The organism is Burkholderia sp. MSMB1589WGS (assembly GCF_001636105.1).
Lineage (GTDB): Bacteria > Pseudomonadota > Gammaproteobacteria > Burkholderiales > Burkholderiaceae > Burkholderia > Burkholderia humptydooensis.
Genome location: NZ_LNJT01000004.1, coordinates 41235 through 57391, shown reverse-complemented (window position 1 = coordinate 57391; position 16157 = coordinate 41235). Strand labels below are relative to the sequence as shown.

Sequence of the window (16157 nt, the reverse complement as noted above, 5' to 3'; positions counted from 1 at the left end):
GCCTGGCCGCCACGCGCACGGTGCGCGTGGCCGGGCGCGCCGGACGGAACGCACATGGACGACACGACACAACCGGAGACGCCCGCCGTCGACGATCTGCTGCAACGGATCGCCGACGCCTTCGACACGCTGCCGCGCCAGTTGAAGCGCATCGCGTCGTATATCGACGAGCACCGCTCGAGCGTGATGATGGACCGCACGAGCGACATCGCCGAGCGCTGCGGCGTGCATCCGTCCGCCGTCGTGCGCTTCGCGCAGCGCTTCGGCTTTTCGGGTTTTTCCGATTTGCAGGCGGTGTTCAAGGATGCCTATACGGGCCAGAACCCGACCGTGCAGAGCTACCAGCAGCGCATCCGCAACCTGATCGACGGCAAGTCGGGCCAGATGACGGGCGGCGCGGTCGCGCGGCAGTTCATCGACGCGTCGCGCGCGGGGCTCGACGAACTCGCGGCAGGCCTCGACGACGACCAGTTCGACGCGGCCGTCACGATGCTCGAGCGCGCGGAGAACATCTACGTGGTCGGCGTGCGCCGTTCGTTTCCGGTCGCGAGCTACATCGTCTACGCGCTCCAGCATACGGCCAAGCGCGTGCATCTCGTGTCCGGCCTCGGCGGGATGTACCGCGAGCAGATCCGCAGCGTGAAGAAGGGCGACGTCGTGATCGCGATCAGCTTCGCGCCGTACGGCAAGGAAACGCAGTACTGCCTGCGCGCCGCGCGCCACAACCATGCGCAGACGCTCGTCATCACCGACAGCCGTCTGTCGCCGCTCGCGCGCGACGCGAGCGCCCATTTGCTCGTGAAGGAGGGGAGTGCGTTCGCGTTCCGCTCGCTCACGAGCACGATCTGCCTGTGCCAGGCGCTCTTCATCGCGCTCGCGTACCGGCTGGAGTTGAACGTGGAAGAAGTCAAGGACACTGGAGGATACGATGACTAATGCAGTACCGACGATCGACGTCGCCGTGTTCGGCGCCGGGCGCATCGGCCGCATTCATGCGGGCAATCTCGCGCGCCGGCCCGGCGTGCGGCTGAAGTACGTGGTCGACGTGAACCGCGACGCGGCGGCCGCGCTCGCCGCGCAGCACGGCGCGCAGGTTGCCGACGTCGAGGGCGCGCTCGGCGACGCGTCGATCGGCGCATCGGTGATCTGCTCGAGCACCGACACGCACGCCGACCTGATCGTCGGCTCCGCGCGCGCGGGCAAGCACGTGTTCTGCGAGAAGCCCGTCGACCTGACGCTCGCGCGGGCGCGCGCATGCGAGGCGGCCGTCGCGCGGGCGGGCGTCGTCTGCATGATCGGCTTCCAGCGCCGCTTCGATCCGACGTTCGAGGCACTCAAGCGCCGCGTCGACGCGGGCGAGATCGGCACGCCGGAGATGCTCGTCGTGACGAGCCGCGATCCGGGCGCGCCGCCTCTCGACTACATCAGGCATTCGGGCGGGATCTTCAAGGACATGCTGATCCACGATTTCGACATCTTCCGCTGGGTCCTCGGCGACGACGCCGACACGCTGCACGCGACGGGCAGTTGCCTCACCGACCCGGCGATCGCGGACGCGGGCGACGTCGATTCGACCGCGGTCACGATCCGCACGAAGCGCGGCCGGCTCTGCCAGATCAACACGTCGCGCCGCGCCGCGTACGGCTACGACCAGCGCTTCGAAGTGCTCGGCAGCGCCGGGATGCTGCAGGCGGGCAACGTGCGGCCGACCGAGGTGACGGGCTACTCGGCGCAGGCGGTGTCGACGGACCTGCCCGAGGCGTTCTTCCTCGAACGCTATCGCGCGGCGTACGCGCGTGAGATCGAGCACTTCTTCGCGGCGGTGACGAGCGGCGAGCCGGTGCGCACGACGATCGCCGACGGCGTGAAGGCGCTCGAGCTTGCCGAGGCGGCGACGCTGTCGTGGCGGGAAGGGCGCGGGGTGAAGCTCGATGAAACGGCGGCCTGAAGGAGCGATGCGATGACAATCAGCCACCGCGCCGCACCCGTGCGGATCGGCATCGCGGGGCTCGGGCGGCTCGGCCGGCGCCATGCGGAGAACCTCGCGCGGCATGTCGCGGGCGCGCGGCTCGCGGCCGCGTGCAGTCCCGTCGCCGACGAATGCGCGTGGGCGCGCGATGCGCTCGGCGTGCCGCGCGTCTACGAGGATTTCGATGCGCTCGCGGCCGACCCCGAGCTCGACGCGCTCTGGCTCGTCACGCCGTCGGCGCTGCATGCGGACCAGATCGTCGCGGCGCTCGTCGCGGGCAAGCACGTGTTCTGCGAGAAGCCGCTGTCGCTCGATCTCGGCGAATGCGAGCGGGTGCTCGCCGAGGCGCGCGCGCGGCCGCATCTCGTCGCGACGATCGGCTTCATGCGCCGCTTCGATCCGAGCTATCGCGACGCATACGCGCGCGTCGCGGCGGGCGAGATCGGCCGGCCGTTCCTCGTGCGCTCGCAGACTTGCGACCGGAACGATCCGGAAGGCTTCTTCGTGCGCTTCGCGCCGACCTCGGGCGGCATCTTCCTCGACTGCACGGTGCACGACATCGACGTCGCGCGCTGGCTCCTCGGCGCGCCGCGCGCGACGCGCGTGTACGCGGCGGGCGCGGTCGCGCTGCACGAGGGCCTGCGCGCGTGCGGCGACGTCGACAACGGCGTCGCGATCTGCGAGTTCGAAGGCGGCCGGCTTGCGATGTTCTACGCATCGCGCACGATGGCGCACGGCAACGACACGCACTCGGAAGTGATCGGCACGGCGGGCGGGCTCGCGATCGGCCGCAACCCGCGCGCGAACCGCGTCGAGATTTACGATGCGGCGGGCATTCGCAACACCTGCACGCCGACGTTCTTCGACCGCTTCGAGGAGGCGTTCCTGATCGAGGCGCAGGCGTTCGTCGCGGCGGTGCGCGGCGAGGGCGGCACGGGCGGCGCGACGCTCGCGGACGCGCTCGAGGCGACGAGAATCGGCCATGCGCTGCGCGAATCGCTGCGGACCGGGCGGGCGATCGAGCTGTAGCCCGACGCACGCGCGCCGCATGGCGGGCGGCGCGCGTGCGCTCGCGCGGGGGCGGACGGGAGCGCATGCGGTAGAATCTGTCGTTCCGATAGCGCCGCGACGGCGCGCCATTCGAAGGTCGAAAGCCGATGCTCATTCACAAGGAAGTGGACGCGCGCGGGCTCAATTGCCCGCTGCCGATCCTGCGCGCGAAGAAAGCGCTCGCCGACATGGAAAGCGGCCAGATTCTGAAGGTGCTCGCCACCGATCCCGGCTCGCAGCGCGATTTCGCCGCGTTCGCGAAGCAGACGGGCAATGAAATCGTCGAATCGTCGACGACGCAGGACAGGACGTTCGTCTTCCTGATGCGCCGCCGCTGACGCGCGCGGGCGCCGGAAGCGGCCGTCCGCCGGCTCGCGCCGCGCAGGGCAATCGCATGAATGGGCGTTAACAATCAAGGAGTGACGAGCGGGGTTGTAAACCGAGGCGAATCAAGCGTTTACTACCATCTTTTGCGGAGGCATCAGATGACGGAAACGCAAGCCTTGAGCATCGAAGACGCGTTCGGCGAGTTGCGCGATCCGCGTAGCCGGACGCCGGCCGACGATTGTTGGCGGTCAAGGAGAACCAGCCGACGCTGCTCGTGGAGATTCGCACAACGCTCGACGCGCTCGACCGTCTTCCGCCCGGCGAGCGCTGGGACTGTTCGAATGAGCATCGAGCCGTCGAAAAGGACCACGGCCGGATCGAAACGCGTCGCTGCCTCGTCAGCGACGTGGTGAGCACATGGCGCGCGGCGGCGCTGTGGCCGGGCATGCGCTCGATCGCAATGGTCGAGGCCACACGCGAGATCGGCGGCACGGTGTCGGTTGAACGCCGGTATTACGTGACGAGCCTACCGCCCGATGCGGTGCGCGTGGCGCACGCCGTGCGTTCCCACTGGGGCATCGAGAATTCGATGCACTGGGCGCTCGACGTGGCATTCGGTGAAGACCAGTGCCGGGTGCGGGTCGAGAATGCGGCGCAGAACTTTGCCATCCTGCGGCGCATCACGATGAACCTGCTGCGCAAAGATACTCAGACCAAGGCCGGCCTCAAAATCCGTCGACTCAAGGCCGCCACCAGCGACAACTACCGGGCTCAACTCCTTGGCTGGTAAGGACCTTCATGCGATTGCCCTGGTGTCTGACAATCCTTAAACCACCTTCCTGCGCGCGTTGCCTATACTGCGCTGTCGAGTCTCGTCTGCGGAATCGCGCCGTGTCGCACGGCGGCTGCGAGCGGGACGTATCGCAAAGAACAGGCTCGTGCGTGTCGCCGCGACTAACTGGGGGAGGTCATGCTGTTCAGGTCGGGAACGATTCGGATACCGTTCGAGCCGAACGGCAGGGCGCGCGAGCGGGCGCGGCCGATCCAGCGCGTCGAGCTCGATCCCGAGCATGACCGCCATGCGCGCGCCGCGCTGGAAGCGTATGCGGATTCGAGCGCGAACGAGATGCCGTGGCTCGCCGAATGGATGCGCGAAGCGCTCGGCAGCCCGCAGCCGGATCTGACGCGGTGCGCCGCCACCATCGAGCGCGTGTTCGACCTCGCGCACGCGTGGGCGGCCGGACAGCCGGATTACGCGGGCGCCGCATGGGAGCACGTGCGCGGCCGTCTGCATGAAGCATTGCAGCACGCGCCGCGTGCGATCGCACCCGATGCGCTCGAAACCGATCCTGTCTGACGATTGTTTCGTTTCGCCGCGCTGCCGGCCGCGCGTGCGGCCGGCAGCGCGGTCATCGCGTTGACATAATTACGCGGCGATACGCACATTTCTCCGGGCGTTTTCATACTACCATCATGAAAACGCCGATCAGGCGTGCCCCGTTTTTGAGATATGGGGTGATCGATCACATAGAATACCGGTTCGCGCGTGGCGCGCCGGACAACCTTCACCATTCAGCCGATAATGGCGAGTTACAACGAATCGGGGGCTCGTGCGGGCCTGCCCATTGCCGCTCGGCGGTTGCGGGAGCCTGAATGGATTTCGTTTTGCGGGGTGCTATGAGAATTGCTGTACTGGATGACGATCAGGCTCAGACGGACTTTGTCAGTCAGACGCTGACGGCCGCGGGCCATACATGCTATGCCTTCAAGGAAGGCAAGGCGCTGAAGAAGCGGCTGCAGCGCGAGACCTTCGACCTGCTCGTGCTCGACTGGAACGTGCCGGACATGTCCGGCGAGGAAGTGCTCAAGTGGGTGCGGGCGAACCAGGTCGAACATCGCCTGCCGATCATCTTCATGACGAGCCGCGACGACGAGGCGGGCATCACGCAGATCCTGAACGCGGGCGCCGACGACTACGTCGTGAAGCCCGTGTCCGGTCCGATCCTGCGCGCGCGGATCGGCTCGCTGCTGCGCCGCGCGTATCCTGTCAACGCGGAGTCGTCGATCCGCGAGTTCGACAACTACAAGTTCGACGCGAACCTGAAGCAGGCATACGTCGGCGACAAGCCGGTGAGCCTCACGCAGAAGGAGTTCGAGCTCGCGCTGCTGCTGTTCCAGCATCTCGACCGGCCGCTGTCGCGCGCGCACATCCTCGATCTCGTCTGGAAGCAGGCGACCGACATCCCGTCGCGCACGATGGACACGCACATCTCGATGCTGCGCACGAAGCTCGGCCTGCGTCCTGAGAACGGCTACCGGCTCGCGCCGATCTACGGCTACGGCTACCGCCTCGAGCGCGTGATGCAGGGGGACGCCGAGTGAGCGCACGCGGGATCGTGACGCAGTCCGTGCTGACGGCGTGCTGCGCCGCAGCCACGGCTCTCGCGGCGCAGCACGCCGCCGCGCAGTCGCCGAAGAATCCGTCCGCGCAGACCGTCGATTACACGACGCGCGGCGGCGACACGCTGTACGACGTCGCGGCCCGCTATCTGCAAGGGTCGGACGACTGGCCGCTCGTCGCGCAACTGAACGACGTGCCGGTGCCGAAGCACCTGCGGCCGGGCATCGTGCTGAAGCTGCCCGCCGCGCGGCTGCGCAAGGAGCCGCTGTCGGCGCGCGTGATCGCCGCGCACGGCGCGGTCGAGAGCGCGGGGCGCGGTGCCGTGCAATTCGCGCCCGTGGCCGTCGATGCGACGCTGACGGAAGGCGACCGCCTGCGCACGGGCGCGAACGCGTTCGTCACGCTCGAGCTCTCGGACGGCACGCACCTGAGCCTGCCGCCCGACAGCCAGATCGATCTCGCGACGCTGCGCCGCACGGTGCTCACGGGCACGCTCGAGCGCGTGATCGATCTGCGCCGCGGCTCGGTCGACAGTGAAGTCACCCATCTGAAGAAGAAGGACGACCGCTTCCAGATCCGCTCGCCGTCGGTCGTCGCCGGCGTGCGCGGCACGCGCTTTCGCGTGAATTACGACAAGGACGGCCATGCGTCGACGACGGTCGAAGTGCTCGACGGCACCGTCGGCGTCGCGCCGAGCGCGAAGCGCGCGGCCGACACGCTCGTCCACGCGAACTTCGGCAACGTGACGAGTGCGAGCGGCGTCGTCGGCAACCCGATCGCGCTGCTCGACGCGCCGCGGCTCGTCAACCCGGCGAAGGTCCAGGACGGTCCGCAGGTCGCGTTCGATCTCGTGCCGCTCGGCGGCGCGCAGCACTACCACGTGCAGATCGCGCGCGACGCGGGCCTGTACGACCTCTTCAAGGAAGTGCAAGTGACGGCGCCGCACGCGACGTTCGCCGACGTGCCGGACGGCACCTATTTCGTGCGGATCTCGGCGACCGATTCGCATGGCCTCGAAGGCCAGCCGCGCATCTACGCGTTCGAGCGGCGCCGCTTCGGCATCGACGCGTCGGCGGCGCCCGCCGACGGCGGCTATGCGTTCCGTTGGTCGACGACGGAAGGCGGCCCGTCGGCCGGCAAGACGCGCTTTCGCTTCGTGCTGTCGCGCTCGAAGGACCTGGGCAACCCGATCGTCGACCAGGTCGACGCACAGGGCGGGCGGATCGCCGTGGCGAACCTGAAGCCGGGCGACTACTACTGGACCGTGATCGCGGAGCGCTACGAAGGCGGCCGTTTCTACGAAAAGGCCGGCGCGGTCAACACGTTCACGATCGCGCGCTGATGGGCGGCGGATGAGATTCGACCGCACGCAACGGCGGCGGCTGCTCGGCCGCCGCTTTCTCGTCGAGTGGATCGCGATCGGTTGTCTCGGGGTCGCGGTGATCCTCTCGGGCGTCGCGGGGCAGATGACGGCGAGCGTCGACCGGATCATCTACGACCGCCTGCTCACGCTGCGCAAGCTGCCGATCGAGTCGAACATCGTGATCGTCGAGATCGACAATCGCAGCCTCGACACGCTCGGCCGCTGGCCGTGGCAGCGCAGCATCCACGCGGAATTCCTCGACGCGCTCGCGAAGACGCATCCGGCGGCCGTCGTCTACGACGTGCTGTTCACCGAGCCGTCCGCCGACGACCGGGCGCTCGCGAAGGCGCTCGACCTCGCGCCGACGTTCCTTCCCGTGCTGCTGAGCCCGGAGGAGCGCGACGGCACGCGCACCGTCAATCCGCCCGTGCCGGTGCTCGCGCGGCATGTCGCGGGCGCGGGCCACATCAATCTCGAAGTCGATCCGGACGGCATCGTGCGCAGCGTCGCGCTCTTCGAGAGCGACGGCCGGCACCGCTGGCCGCAGTTGATGGTGCCCGTGTTTCACGCGCTCGAGAACGGCCAGTTGAAGCTCGCGCAGCCGGCGCCGATCGCGCGACGCGCGCACGACATCGCACAGGACGACAACGGCGAGTCCCGCTATTTCATCCCGTTCAGCCGCGCGTCGCAGAACTATCCGGCGATCTCGTTCGTCGACGTGCTCGCGGGCCGCGTGAACCCCGACGAGCTGCGCGGCAAGATCGTGATCGTCGGCGCGACCGCGTCGGGGCTCTACGACCGTTTCGCGACGCCGATCTCGGGCGAGTTCGGCCCGCTGCCGGGCGTCTACATCCATGCGAGCGTGCTCGACACGCTGATGACGGGCCGCGCGATCTCGCCCGTGTCCGGCTGGCTCGTGTTCAGCGCGTCGCTGCTGCCGCTCGTCGTGCTGCTCGCGGGCTTCCTGATGCTGTCGCCGTGGCGCTCGCTGCTCCTCACGCTGAGCCTCGCCGGGCTCGCGGTGGCGTCGAGCGCGGCGCTCCTCTACGAGGCGCGGCTGTGGCTGTCGCCCGCGCCGGCGATTTTCGGGCTGATCGCCGCGTATCCGATCTGGAACTGGCGGCGTCTCGAGATGACGATGTCGTACCTGCGCTACGAGCTGCAGCGCCTTGCCGACGAGCCGCACCTGCTGCCCGAGGCGCCGCGCGAGCGCAACGAATTCGGCGGCGACGTGCTCGAGCGGCAGATGGCGCTGATGGCGCAGGCCGCGCAGCGCGTGCAGGACATGAAGCGCTTCGTCTGGGACAGCCTCGACAGCATGCCGGAGCCCGTCGTCGTGACCGATCTCGCTGGCACCGTGCTGATCGCCAATCACGCGGCGAAGCGCTACTGCGCGCGGCTGAACGCGCCCGCGCCGGAAGGGCGGCCGCTGCGCGTCGCGTTCGGCGAGCTGGCGTTCACGAAAACGGTCGACGGCAACGCCGAGCAGGACGTCGAGATCCGCACGCACTGGCCGGCCGCGCTCGACCCGACGCGCGACTACGGCAACGACGTGATGGAGCGCGGCATCGAGGTCCGCGACCGCAGCGGCCTCGACCATCTGCTACGCTACGCGCCGTGCACGAACGCGCAGGGCAACGTGACGGGCTGGATCGCCGGCCTCGTCGACGTGACCGCGCTGCACGCGGCCGAGCGGCAGCGCGAGGAGGCGCTGCATCTGCTGTCGCACGACATGCGCTCGCCGCAGTCGTCGATTCTCGCGCTCGTCGAGATCGAGCGGCAGCGGGCCGAATCCGAGCACACGCGCGGGCTGCTCGCGCGCATCGAGCGCTACGCGCAGCGCGCGCTGATGCTCGCCGACGAGTTCGTTCAGCTCGCGCGCGCGGAATCGCAGACGTATCAGCTCGAAGCGGTGAGCTTCGCCGACCTGCTGATCGACGCGAGCGACGAAGTCTGGCCGCAGGCGCAGGCGAAGCGTATCCGCATCGACACGTTGTTCGGCGACGAGCCGTGCTGGGTCGGCGCCGACCGCTCGCTGATGACCCGCGCGCTCGTGAATCTGTTGAACAATGCGGTCAAATACAGTCCGACGGACACGGTGATCGCGTGTACGCTATCGGTCGAACCGGGCACGAAGCGCATGCGTTGCACGATCCGCGACCAGGGCTACGGCATTTCGCTCGACGATCAGCGGCATCTGTTCGAGCGCTTCAAGCGGTTTCACACGAACGAGCGGCCGGAGGTCGCCGGCTCCGGGCTCGGCATGGCGTTCGTCAAGACCGTGGTCGTGCGGCATGGCGGCGGCATCGGCGTGGACAGCACGCCGGGCGTCGGCACCGCGATCACCGTGTCGCTGCCGACGCTCGACGAGCCGTCGGCGTGACGACGCAGGCATTCGACCGCCCGGCGCGAGTGGGGCTCGCGCGCGGGCGGATGGCTAGGACGGGGGCGAACAGCGATATGGGAGAAGCTATGAAAGTCTTGTGGACGGGGGCGGCGCTGGCGGCCGCACTGTTGTCCGGGTGCGCGTCGGTGACGACGGGCGTCAGCGCATCGGCGGCGCCGGGGGCGCTGGCGAGCGCGCGAACCTACGATTTCGCGCGCACGGCCACGCAGGCCGACAACGCGGATTACCGGCAGGTGGAGACGCTCGTGCGCCGCGAGCTCGCGCAGCGCGGCTTCGACGAAGCGGACGGCGCGCAGGCCCGCTACCGCGTGACGATCGCCTATGCGACGCAGCCGGCGTCCGTCGCGCTGACGATGCCGGGCTGCGGCGGCGCGCAGCAGCCGGCGTGCGTCGCGGTCGACGGGCCCGCGCCGTTCGCGCTGCCGTTCGCGGGCACGGTCTACCGGCACGTGCTGACGCTGCGCTTCGTCGAGCGCAGCAGCGGCAACGACGCGTATCGCGTGTCGGCGGCCGTGCAGGACCGCCATCCCGACGCGCTGCGGGCGACGCCCGTGCTCGTGAAAAGCGCGCTTGCGCGCGTGCCGTTTTCGGACGGCGGCGGCTGGCTCGTGAAGACGAAGCAGGGCGAAGCGGGGGCGACGCCGGGCGTCGTGTCCGTGAAACCCGCCAGCGCCAAGCCGTAACGCGCGACCGTCACGCATCAGGCATCGCCCCTCCGTTTCCTTCGCGCCTCTTCATTCGCGTTTCGTGCGCCCGCTTCGCGTCCGCGGGCGGCGCGCACGACCGGTCTTCCCATACTGCCGACACAGTGCCGACATGGATCGTTTTCATGCGGCGGTCACGATTTCCTAACCCTTGAAAGGAAACGCCATGGACGGTCCGGGATCGATTTCATCGAATACGCACGGCTTGGGCGCGCAGCGCATGGAGTCGGAGGAGCCGGTTGCCGGCCCGTCGACACGGACAGCGCCGCATGCGCGCGATACGCGTCGCACGCCATCGATCCTGGCGCGCATGCCTGGCTCGCCATCGTTGCACCAGCCGCCCGCACTGCGCAGTAGCTCGCAGACGACGAACCCCGGCGCGTTGCGGACGTTCCTGCGGCAGGGCAGACGGGCGGGTGTCGAGTCGTCGTCGGTGGCTGAAGAGATCGAACTGCGGGAGCGCGAAACGCAGAGCGAGACCGTCTCCCAGCAGGATGCGATCATGCCGGTTCAGCCGCAGGCGACCGAATCGGTGCCGTATATCGCGATACAAATCGATCCGCTTGAAACAAGACCGGATCGCGACGCGCCCGCGCCGACCCCGCAGCAAATGGCGGCGGTGGTGAATACGTTGCAGCAGGCGAGCCAGGGACGGATAACGGCCGCGGAGGTCGCGAACAGTCTGGTCAATGCGATCAGCGGTTGGGGAACGGCAGCGTCCAGGCAGGCCAGTGCGTTCGGCAACTCGGTCGCGAGCGGCGCGCAGGACGCGTTGAGCGCCGGCTCCCGATTCGCGCGGACGACGTACGCGCAGGCAAGCACGGGATTGAGCACCGTGTACGACCGGACGAGCGCCGGATTGAGCCATGCATACGGGCAGGCGAGCGCCGGACTCGGTCGTGCGAAGGACGCGGCGCTCGAAGAGGGCGGACGAATCGTCACCAACGCCTACGGCGACAATCAGGCCGTGATGGGATGGGTGGCCAATTTCATCAACGCGGCCAGCCACGAGCTCGCCGGAACGGGCGGCGCGACCATCCTGCGCGAACTCGCGGGCGCCTGCACCGAGGCGTTGTTGCAGCACTACGAGGTATCGCCGGAGAGCCGCGCGCTCGGCGTCGCGGTGCTGTACACGGCCGCGGGCGCGGGCAACCTGATGGCGATGATTCACAAGCACCACAAGGGCGTCGCGACGAGCGACACCTACAAGGGCCATGCGATGCAGATGCTGACGCTGCTCGGCACGGTGGTCGCCGCCGGCGCATTGGGCCGCGGCCAGAACGGCAACGGCCAGTTCGGCCTGCTGGCGACGCAGTTGCCGAACGCGGTGAAGTCGTTCGTCTACACCGCGCGCGACCTGTTCAATCTGGAGCTGCCGCTCGAAAGCAACCATGACGACGACTACGAACACCCCGTTCGGGCGCAGGCGCTCAATAACATCCCCTACGTGCCGAACCAGTATCTCGTCAACGACGGTCAGGGTTTTTTCGGGGCGTCCGGCGCGGGCTTCGTCGATGCGCTGCGTGACGGGAAGCTGACCCTCCCAGAGGGGATGCGCGAGTTGACCGGATATGTCGGCTCCAACGTTGCCGGCGAAGCTACCGATGCGATCGGTTCGCGGCTCGTCAACGAACTGACGACGCATGGCCTCACGCAGCACGCGTTCCACCAGATCCGCGATCTGCGCATTCGCTGGTCGAAGATCGACACGTCGGAACAGAGCTTCACTTCGCAACTGGCGGACAAGGCAGCGGGCGCCGGCATCGCGCGCGCCAGTCTGTTTCTCAACGTCTATGGCTTGAGCGCGGTCGCCACGCATCTGCTGTCGCAGACGTCGCTCGACGATACGGCGAAGAACCATCTCGAGAACGTGCTCGGCGCGCTGCTGGTCGGCGCGGGATGTGTGCAATTCGCGATGAGTACGAGCAGCCAGCCGGCGCAGCCGCACGCAGCGACGCATGCCGCCGAGGCTTGAAGCAAGCTGTCGATGAAGCGGTGAAGAGGCCGGCCGTCGGTAGCCGGCGCGGCGGGCGAAACCGTTCGCCGTGCCCGCCGGTTCAGGACTGCGCCGCGCTGCCGTCGCGTGCGCGCAGATACGCTTCGAACTCGGTCCTCACTTCCGGGTGGCGCAGCGCGAACTCGACCGTCGCCTTCAGATAGCCGAGCTTGCTGCCGCAGTCGAAGCGGGTGCCGCGATACTTGTACGCGAGCACCTGCTCGTCCGCGAGGAGCGCCTGGATCGCGTCCGTCAACTGCAGCTCGCCGCCCGCGCCCGGCTTGAGCGCGCGCAGATGATCGAAGATCCGCGGCTTGAGCACGTAGCGGCCGACGACGCCGAGGTTCGACGGCGCGACGTCGGGCTCGGGCTTCTCGACGATCGCCGACATCTTGATGATCGAGTCTTCCCATTCCTTGCCGTCGACGATCCCGTACGACTTCGTGTCCGTGGGCGGGATCTCCTCGACGCCGATCACCGAGCTGTGATAGTGGTCGAACACGTCGACCATCTGCTTCATTACGGGCGGATTGCCGTCGAGCAGGTCGTCGGCGAGGATCACCGCGAACGGGTTGTCCGCGACGAGCTTCTCCGCGCACAGCACCGCGTGGCCGAGGCCGAGCGCTTCCGGCTGGCGCACGTAGAAGCAGTCGACGTGGCTCGGCTTGATGTTGCGCACGAGATCGAGCAGCTTTTCCTTGCCGCGCGCTTCCAGTTCCGCCTCGACTTCATACGATTTGTCGAAGTGATCCTCGATCGCGCGCTTGCTGCGGCCCGTCACGAAGATCATCTCGGTGATGCCCGCTGCAATCGCTTCTTCCACCGCGTACTGGATCAACGGTTTGTCGACGACGGGCAGCATTTCCTTCGGGCTCGCCTTGGTGGCGGGCAGGAACCGCGTGCCCAGGCCCGCGACCGGGAAAACCGCCTTGGTGACTTTCAACATGATTGAACCCTTGCTCCTCGTATCGATTCGATCGAAACAAATGGTGATTGCAGCATTATAGTGAACGCAAGATTCCTTACGGACTGTTACGCCGGCAGCCGCGCGAGCTGCGCGCGGAGTTTCGCCAACGTGCTCTGAAACTCCGCGAGCCGCTTTTGCTCCTGTTCGACCACCGCGGGCGGCGCCTTCGCGACGAACGCCTCGTTGCCGAGCTTCGCGTTGCACTTGACGATTTCGCCTTCGAGGCGCGCGATCTCCTTCGACAGGCGCTCGCGTTCCGCCGCGACGTCGATCTCGACCTTCAGCACCAGCTTGTTGCCTCCGACGATCGCGATCGGCGCGCCGTGCGCGTCGGCGTCGAGCGCCGCCTCGTCCGGCAGCACGCGCACTTCGGACAGGCGCGCGAGCGCCTGCACGTAAGGCGCGAACGCCTGCAGCTTCGCCGCGTCGCCGGCCGCGAGGAGCGGCACCTTGGTCGCCGGAGACAGGTTCATCTCGCCACGCAAATTACGGCATGCGTCGACCACCGCCTTCAGTTCGGCCGCCCACTGTTCGGCCGCCTCGTCGAGCTTCTTCGGCTCGGCGACCGGATAGGCCTGCACCATCAGCGACGCTTCGCCGTCCGCGTGGCCCGCCGGATAGCGGCCGGCGAGCGGCGCGACCTTCTGCCACAGCGCCTCGGTGATGAACGGAATGATCGGGTGCGCGAGGCGCAGCACCGTTTCCAGCACGCGCAGCAGCGTGCGGCGCGTCGCGCGCTGCTGCTCGGGCGCGCCGTTCTGGATCTGCACCTTCGCGAGCTCCAGATACCAGTCGCAGTATTCGTCCCAGACGAACTTGTAGATCGCGTTCGCGATGTTGTCGAAGCGATAGTCGGCGAAGCCCTTCGCGATGTCCGCTTCGACGCGCTGCATGAGCGACACGATCCAGCGATCCGCCTGCGAGAAATCGAGATGGCCGCCCGGGCCGCAATCGCCCGCGCCGCAGACTTCCGGCTTGTCGAAGCCGCAGTCGTGGCCTTCGCAGTTCATCAGCACGAAGCGCGTCGCGTTCCACAGCTTGTTGCAGAAGTTGCGGTAGCCTTCGCAGCGCGCGAGATCGAAGTTCACGTTGCGGCCGAGCGTCGCCATCGACGCCATCGTGAAGCGCAGCGCGTCGGTGCCGAACGCGGGGATGCCGTCCGGGAATTCCTTGCGCGTCTTCTTCTCGATCGTCGCCGCCTGCTTCGGATTCATCAGGCCCGTCGTGCGCTTCGCGACGAGCGCGTCGAGGCCAATGCCGTCGACGATGTCGATCGGGTCGAGCGTGTTGCCCTTGCTCTTCGACATCTTCTGGCCTTCGGCGTCGCGCACGAGGCCGTGCACGTAGACCGTCTCGAACGGCACCTTGCCCGTGAAGTGCGTTGTCATCATCACCATCCGGGCGACCCAGAAGAAGATGATGTCGAAGCCGGTGACGAGCACCGACGACGGCAGGAAGTGCTTCAGCTCAGGCGTCTCGTCCGGCCAGCCGAGCGATGAGAACGGCACGAGCGCGGACGAGAACCACGTGTCGAGCACGTCGTCGTCGCGCTTCAATGCGCCTGCGTAGCCCTTCGCGGCGGCCTGCGCGCGCGCGTCTTCCTCGCTGCGCGCGACGAAGATCTCGCCGTTCTCGCCGTACCACGCGGGAATCTGATGGCCCCACCATAGCTGGCGCGAGATGCACCAGTCCTGGATGTTCTCGAGCCATTGGTAGTAGGTGGTCGTCCAGTTCTCCGGCACGAACCTGATCTGGCCGCGGCGCACGACGTCGAGCGACACTTCGGTGATCGACTTGCCCGGATGGAACGTGCCTTCCGGCGCGGGCTTCGTCATCGCGACGAACCACTGGTCGGTCAGCATCGGCTCGATCACGACGCCCGTGCGGTCGCCGCGCGGCACCATCAGCTTGTGCGGCTTCACCGATTCGAGGAAGCCCTGCGCGTCGAGCTCGTCGACGATGGCCTTGCGCGCGTCGAAGCGGTCGAGGCCGCGGTACGCCGCGGGCGCGTTGTCGTTGATCTTCGCGTCGAGCGTGAGGATCTCGATCGGCGCGAGCTGGTGGCGCAGGCCGACCTGATAGTCGTTGAAGTCGTGCGCGGGCGTGACCTTCACGACGCCCGTGCCGAATTCGCGATCGACGTAGTCGTCCGCGATGATCGGAATCTCGCGGTCGCAAAGCGGCAGCTTCACATGCCGGCCGACGAGGTGCCTGTAGCGCTCGTCTTCCGGATGCACCATCACCGCGACGTCGCCGAGCATCGTCTCGGGGCGCGTCGTCGCGACGCTCAGGTGGCCCGGGCCGTCCGCGAGCGGGTACCGGATGTGCCACAGGTGGCCGTTTTCCTCTTCGCTCGCGACTTCGAGATCGGACACCGCGGTGAGCAGCACGGGGTCCCAGTTCACGAGGCGCTTGCCGCGATAGATGAGCCCCTGTTCATAGAGGCGGACGAACACTTCGCGCACGACTTCCGACATCCTGTCGTTCATCGTGAAGTATTCGCGCGACCAGTCGGGCGACGCGCCGATGCGGCGAACCTGGCCCGTGATCGTCGAGCCGGATTGCTCCTTCCATTCCCATACGCGCTCGACGAATTTCTCGCGGCCGAGATCGTGGCGCGACACGCCCTGCGCATCGAGCTGGCGCTCGACGACGATCTGCGTCGCAATGCCCGCGTGGTCGGTGCCGGGCACCCACAGCGTGTTGTGGCCGAGCATCCGGTGGTAGCGCACGAGGCCGTCCATGATCGTCTGATTGAACGCGTGGCCCATGTGCAGCGTGCCCGTCACGTTCGGGGGCGGCAACTGGATCGAGAAGTCGGGCCGGCTCGGGTCGAGCACGGGGGTCGCGTAGCCGCGCTTTTCCCATTCCGGCCCCCATTGGGATTCGATGGTCTGGGGCTCGAAACTCTTCGCAAGCGTGGTGTCGCTCATGGTAGGAAATTCGCCGAAAGATGGGGTGATTGATGCGGAA

13 protein-coding genes are annotated in these 16157 nt (G+C 67.7%); 11 read left to right on the top strand and 2 right to left on the bottom strand.

Annotation, left to right across the window (positions count from 1 at the left end; translation table 11 throughout):
* Nucleotides 1–54 precede the first annotated feature (54 nt).
* The 11 genes from WT16_RS01755 (at nt 55) to WT16_RS01705 (ending at nt 12196) form a co-directional block, all read left to right on the top strand.
* Nucleotides 55–936 (top strand): MurR/RpiR family transcriptional regulator, encoded by an 882-nt coding sequence (locus WT16_RS01755; protein ID WP_006026470.1) that lies wholly within the window; start codon nt 55–57, stop codon nt 934–936.
* Entirely contained in the window at nt 929–1948 is a 1020-nt protein-coding gene (iolG, locus tag WT16_RS01750; RefSeq protein WP_063532579.1) for an inositol 2-dehydrogenase, read from the top strand. The genes WT16_RS01755 and iolG overlap by 8 nt, the downstream gene beginning before the upstream one ends.
* A 12-nt stretch (nt 1949–1960) precedes the next feature.
* Nucleotides 1961–2998 carry a Gfo/Idh/MocA family oxidoreductase gene (locus tag WT16_RS01745; protein ID WP_063532578.1) on the top strand — a complete coding sequence of 346 codons (1038 nt, stop codon included), beginning with the start codon at nt 1961–1963 and terminating at the stop codon, nt 2996–2998.
* 128 nt (nt 2999–3126) lie between these two features.
* The gene (locus WT16_RS01740) at nt 3127–3357 is read left to right on the top strand and encodes a sulfurtransferase TusA family protein (RefSeq protein WP_006026473.1); all 231 of its coding nucleotides are present in this window, start codon (nt 3127–3129) and stop codon (nt 3355–3357) included.
* A gap of 230 nt (nt 3358–3587) precedes the next feature.
* Nucleotides 3588–4136 carry an ISAs1 family transposase gene (locus tag WT16_RS01735; RefSeq protein WP_061083842.1) on the top strand — a complete coding sequence of 183 codons (549 nt, stop codon included), beginning with the start codon at nt 3588–3590 and terminating at the stop codon, nt 4134–4136.
* Nucleotides 4137–4316: 180 nt separating this feature from the next.
* Nucleotides 4317–4703: a hypothetical protein gene (locus WT16_RS01730; protein WP_059929735.1), complete on the top strand. Its 387-nt coding sequence runs from the start codon at nt 4317–4319 to the stop codon at nt 4701–4703.
* A gap of 320 nt (nt 4704–5023) precedes the next feature.
* Nucleotides 5024–5728, top strand: a complete 705-nt coding sequence (locus WT16_RS01725; RefSeq protein ID WP_004193573.1) for a response regulator transcription factor — start codon at nt 5024–5026, stop codon at nt 5726–5728.
* Complete coding sequence (locus WT16_RS01720) at nt 5725–7089, top strand: FecR domain-containing protein (protein ID WP_063532577.1); 1365 nt, start codon at nt 5725–5727, stop codon at nt 7087–7089. The genes WT16_RS01725 and WT16_RS01720 overlap by 4 nt, the downstream gene beginning before the upstream one ends.
* Before the next feature lie 10 nt (nt 7090–7099).
* The gene (locus tag WT16_RS01715) at nt 7100–9493 is read left to right on the top strand and encodes a CHASE2 domain-containing protein (protein WP_015601033.1); all 2394 of its coding nucleotides are present in this window, start codon (nt 7100–7102) and stop codon (nt 9491–9493) included.
* An 89-nt stretch (nt 9494–9582) separates the two neighbouring features.
* The gene (locus WT16_RS01710; protein WP_063532576.1) at nt 9583–10200 is read left to right on the top strand and encodes a DUF4136 domain-containing protein; all 618 of its coding nucleotides are present in this window, start codon (nt 9583–9585) and stop codon (nt 10198–10200) included.
* Between the two features lie 226 nt (nt 10201–10426).
* Nucleotides 10427–12196 (top strand): hypothetical protein, encoded by a 1770-nt coding sequence (locus tag WT16_RS01705; protein WP_231892021.1) that lies wholly within the window; start codon nt 10427–10429, stop codon nt 12194–12196.
* An 82-nt stretch (nt 12197–12278) separates the two neighbouring features.
* On the opposite strand, the gene galU is transcribed toward WT16_RS01705, so the two are convergent.
* Nucleotides 12279–13163, bottom strand: coding sequence for a UTP--glucose-1-phosphate uridylyltransferase GalU (gene galU / locus WT16_RS01700; protein ID WP_006026480.1), 885 nt, complete (start codon nt 13161–13163; stop codon nt 12279–12281).
* Between the two features lie 86 nt (nt 13164–13249).
* Nucleotides 13250–16117 (bottom strand): valine--tRNA ligase, encoded by a 2868-nt coding sequence (locus tag WT16_RS01695; protein ID WP_063532574.1) that lies wholly within the window; start codon nt 16115–16117, stop codon nt 13250–13252.
* Nucleotides 16118–16157 lie beyond the last annotated feature (40 nt).

Coding starts and splice junctions, on each gene's coding strand:
- WT16_RS01715 (WP_015601033.1), top strand. CDS start 7,100: ATGAGATTCGACCGCACGCAACGGCGGCGGCTGCTCGGCCGCCGCTTT.
- iolG (WP_063532579.1), top strand. CDS start 929: ATGACTAATGCAGTACCGACGATCGACGTCGCCGTGTTCGGCGCCGGG.
- WT16_RS01730 (WP_059929735.1), top strand. CDS start 4,317: ATGCTGTTCAGGTCGGGAACGATTCGGATACCGTTCGAGCCGAACGGC.
- WT16_RS01725 (WP_004193573.1), top strand. CDS start 5,024: ATGAGAATTGCTGTACTGGATGACGATCAGGCTCAGACGGACTTTGTC.
- WT16_RS01710 (WP_063532576.1), top strand. CDS start 9,583: ATGAAAGTCTTGTGGACGGGGGCGGCGCTGGCGGCCGCACTGTTGTCC.
- WT16_RS01745 (WP_063532578.1), top strand. CDS start 1,961: ATGACAATCAGCCACCGCGCCGCACCCGTGCGGATCGGCATCGCGGGG.
- WT16_RS01695 (WP_063532574.1), bottom strand. CDS start 16,117: ATGAGCGACACCACGCTTGCGAAGAGTTTCGAGCCCCAGACCATCGAA.
- WT16_RS01740 (WP_006026473.1), top strand. CDS start 3,127: ATGCTCATTCACAAGGAAGTGGACGCGCGCGGGCTCAATTGCCCGCTG.
- galU (WP_006026480.1), bottom strand. CDS start 13,163: ATGTTGAAAGTCACCAAGGCGGTTTTCCCGGTCGCGGGCCTGGGCACG.
- WT16_RS01755 (WP_006026470.1), top strand. CDS start 55: ATGGACGACACGACACAACCGGAGACGCCCGCCGTCGACGATCTGCTG.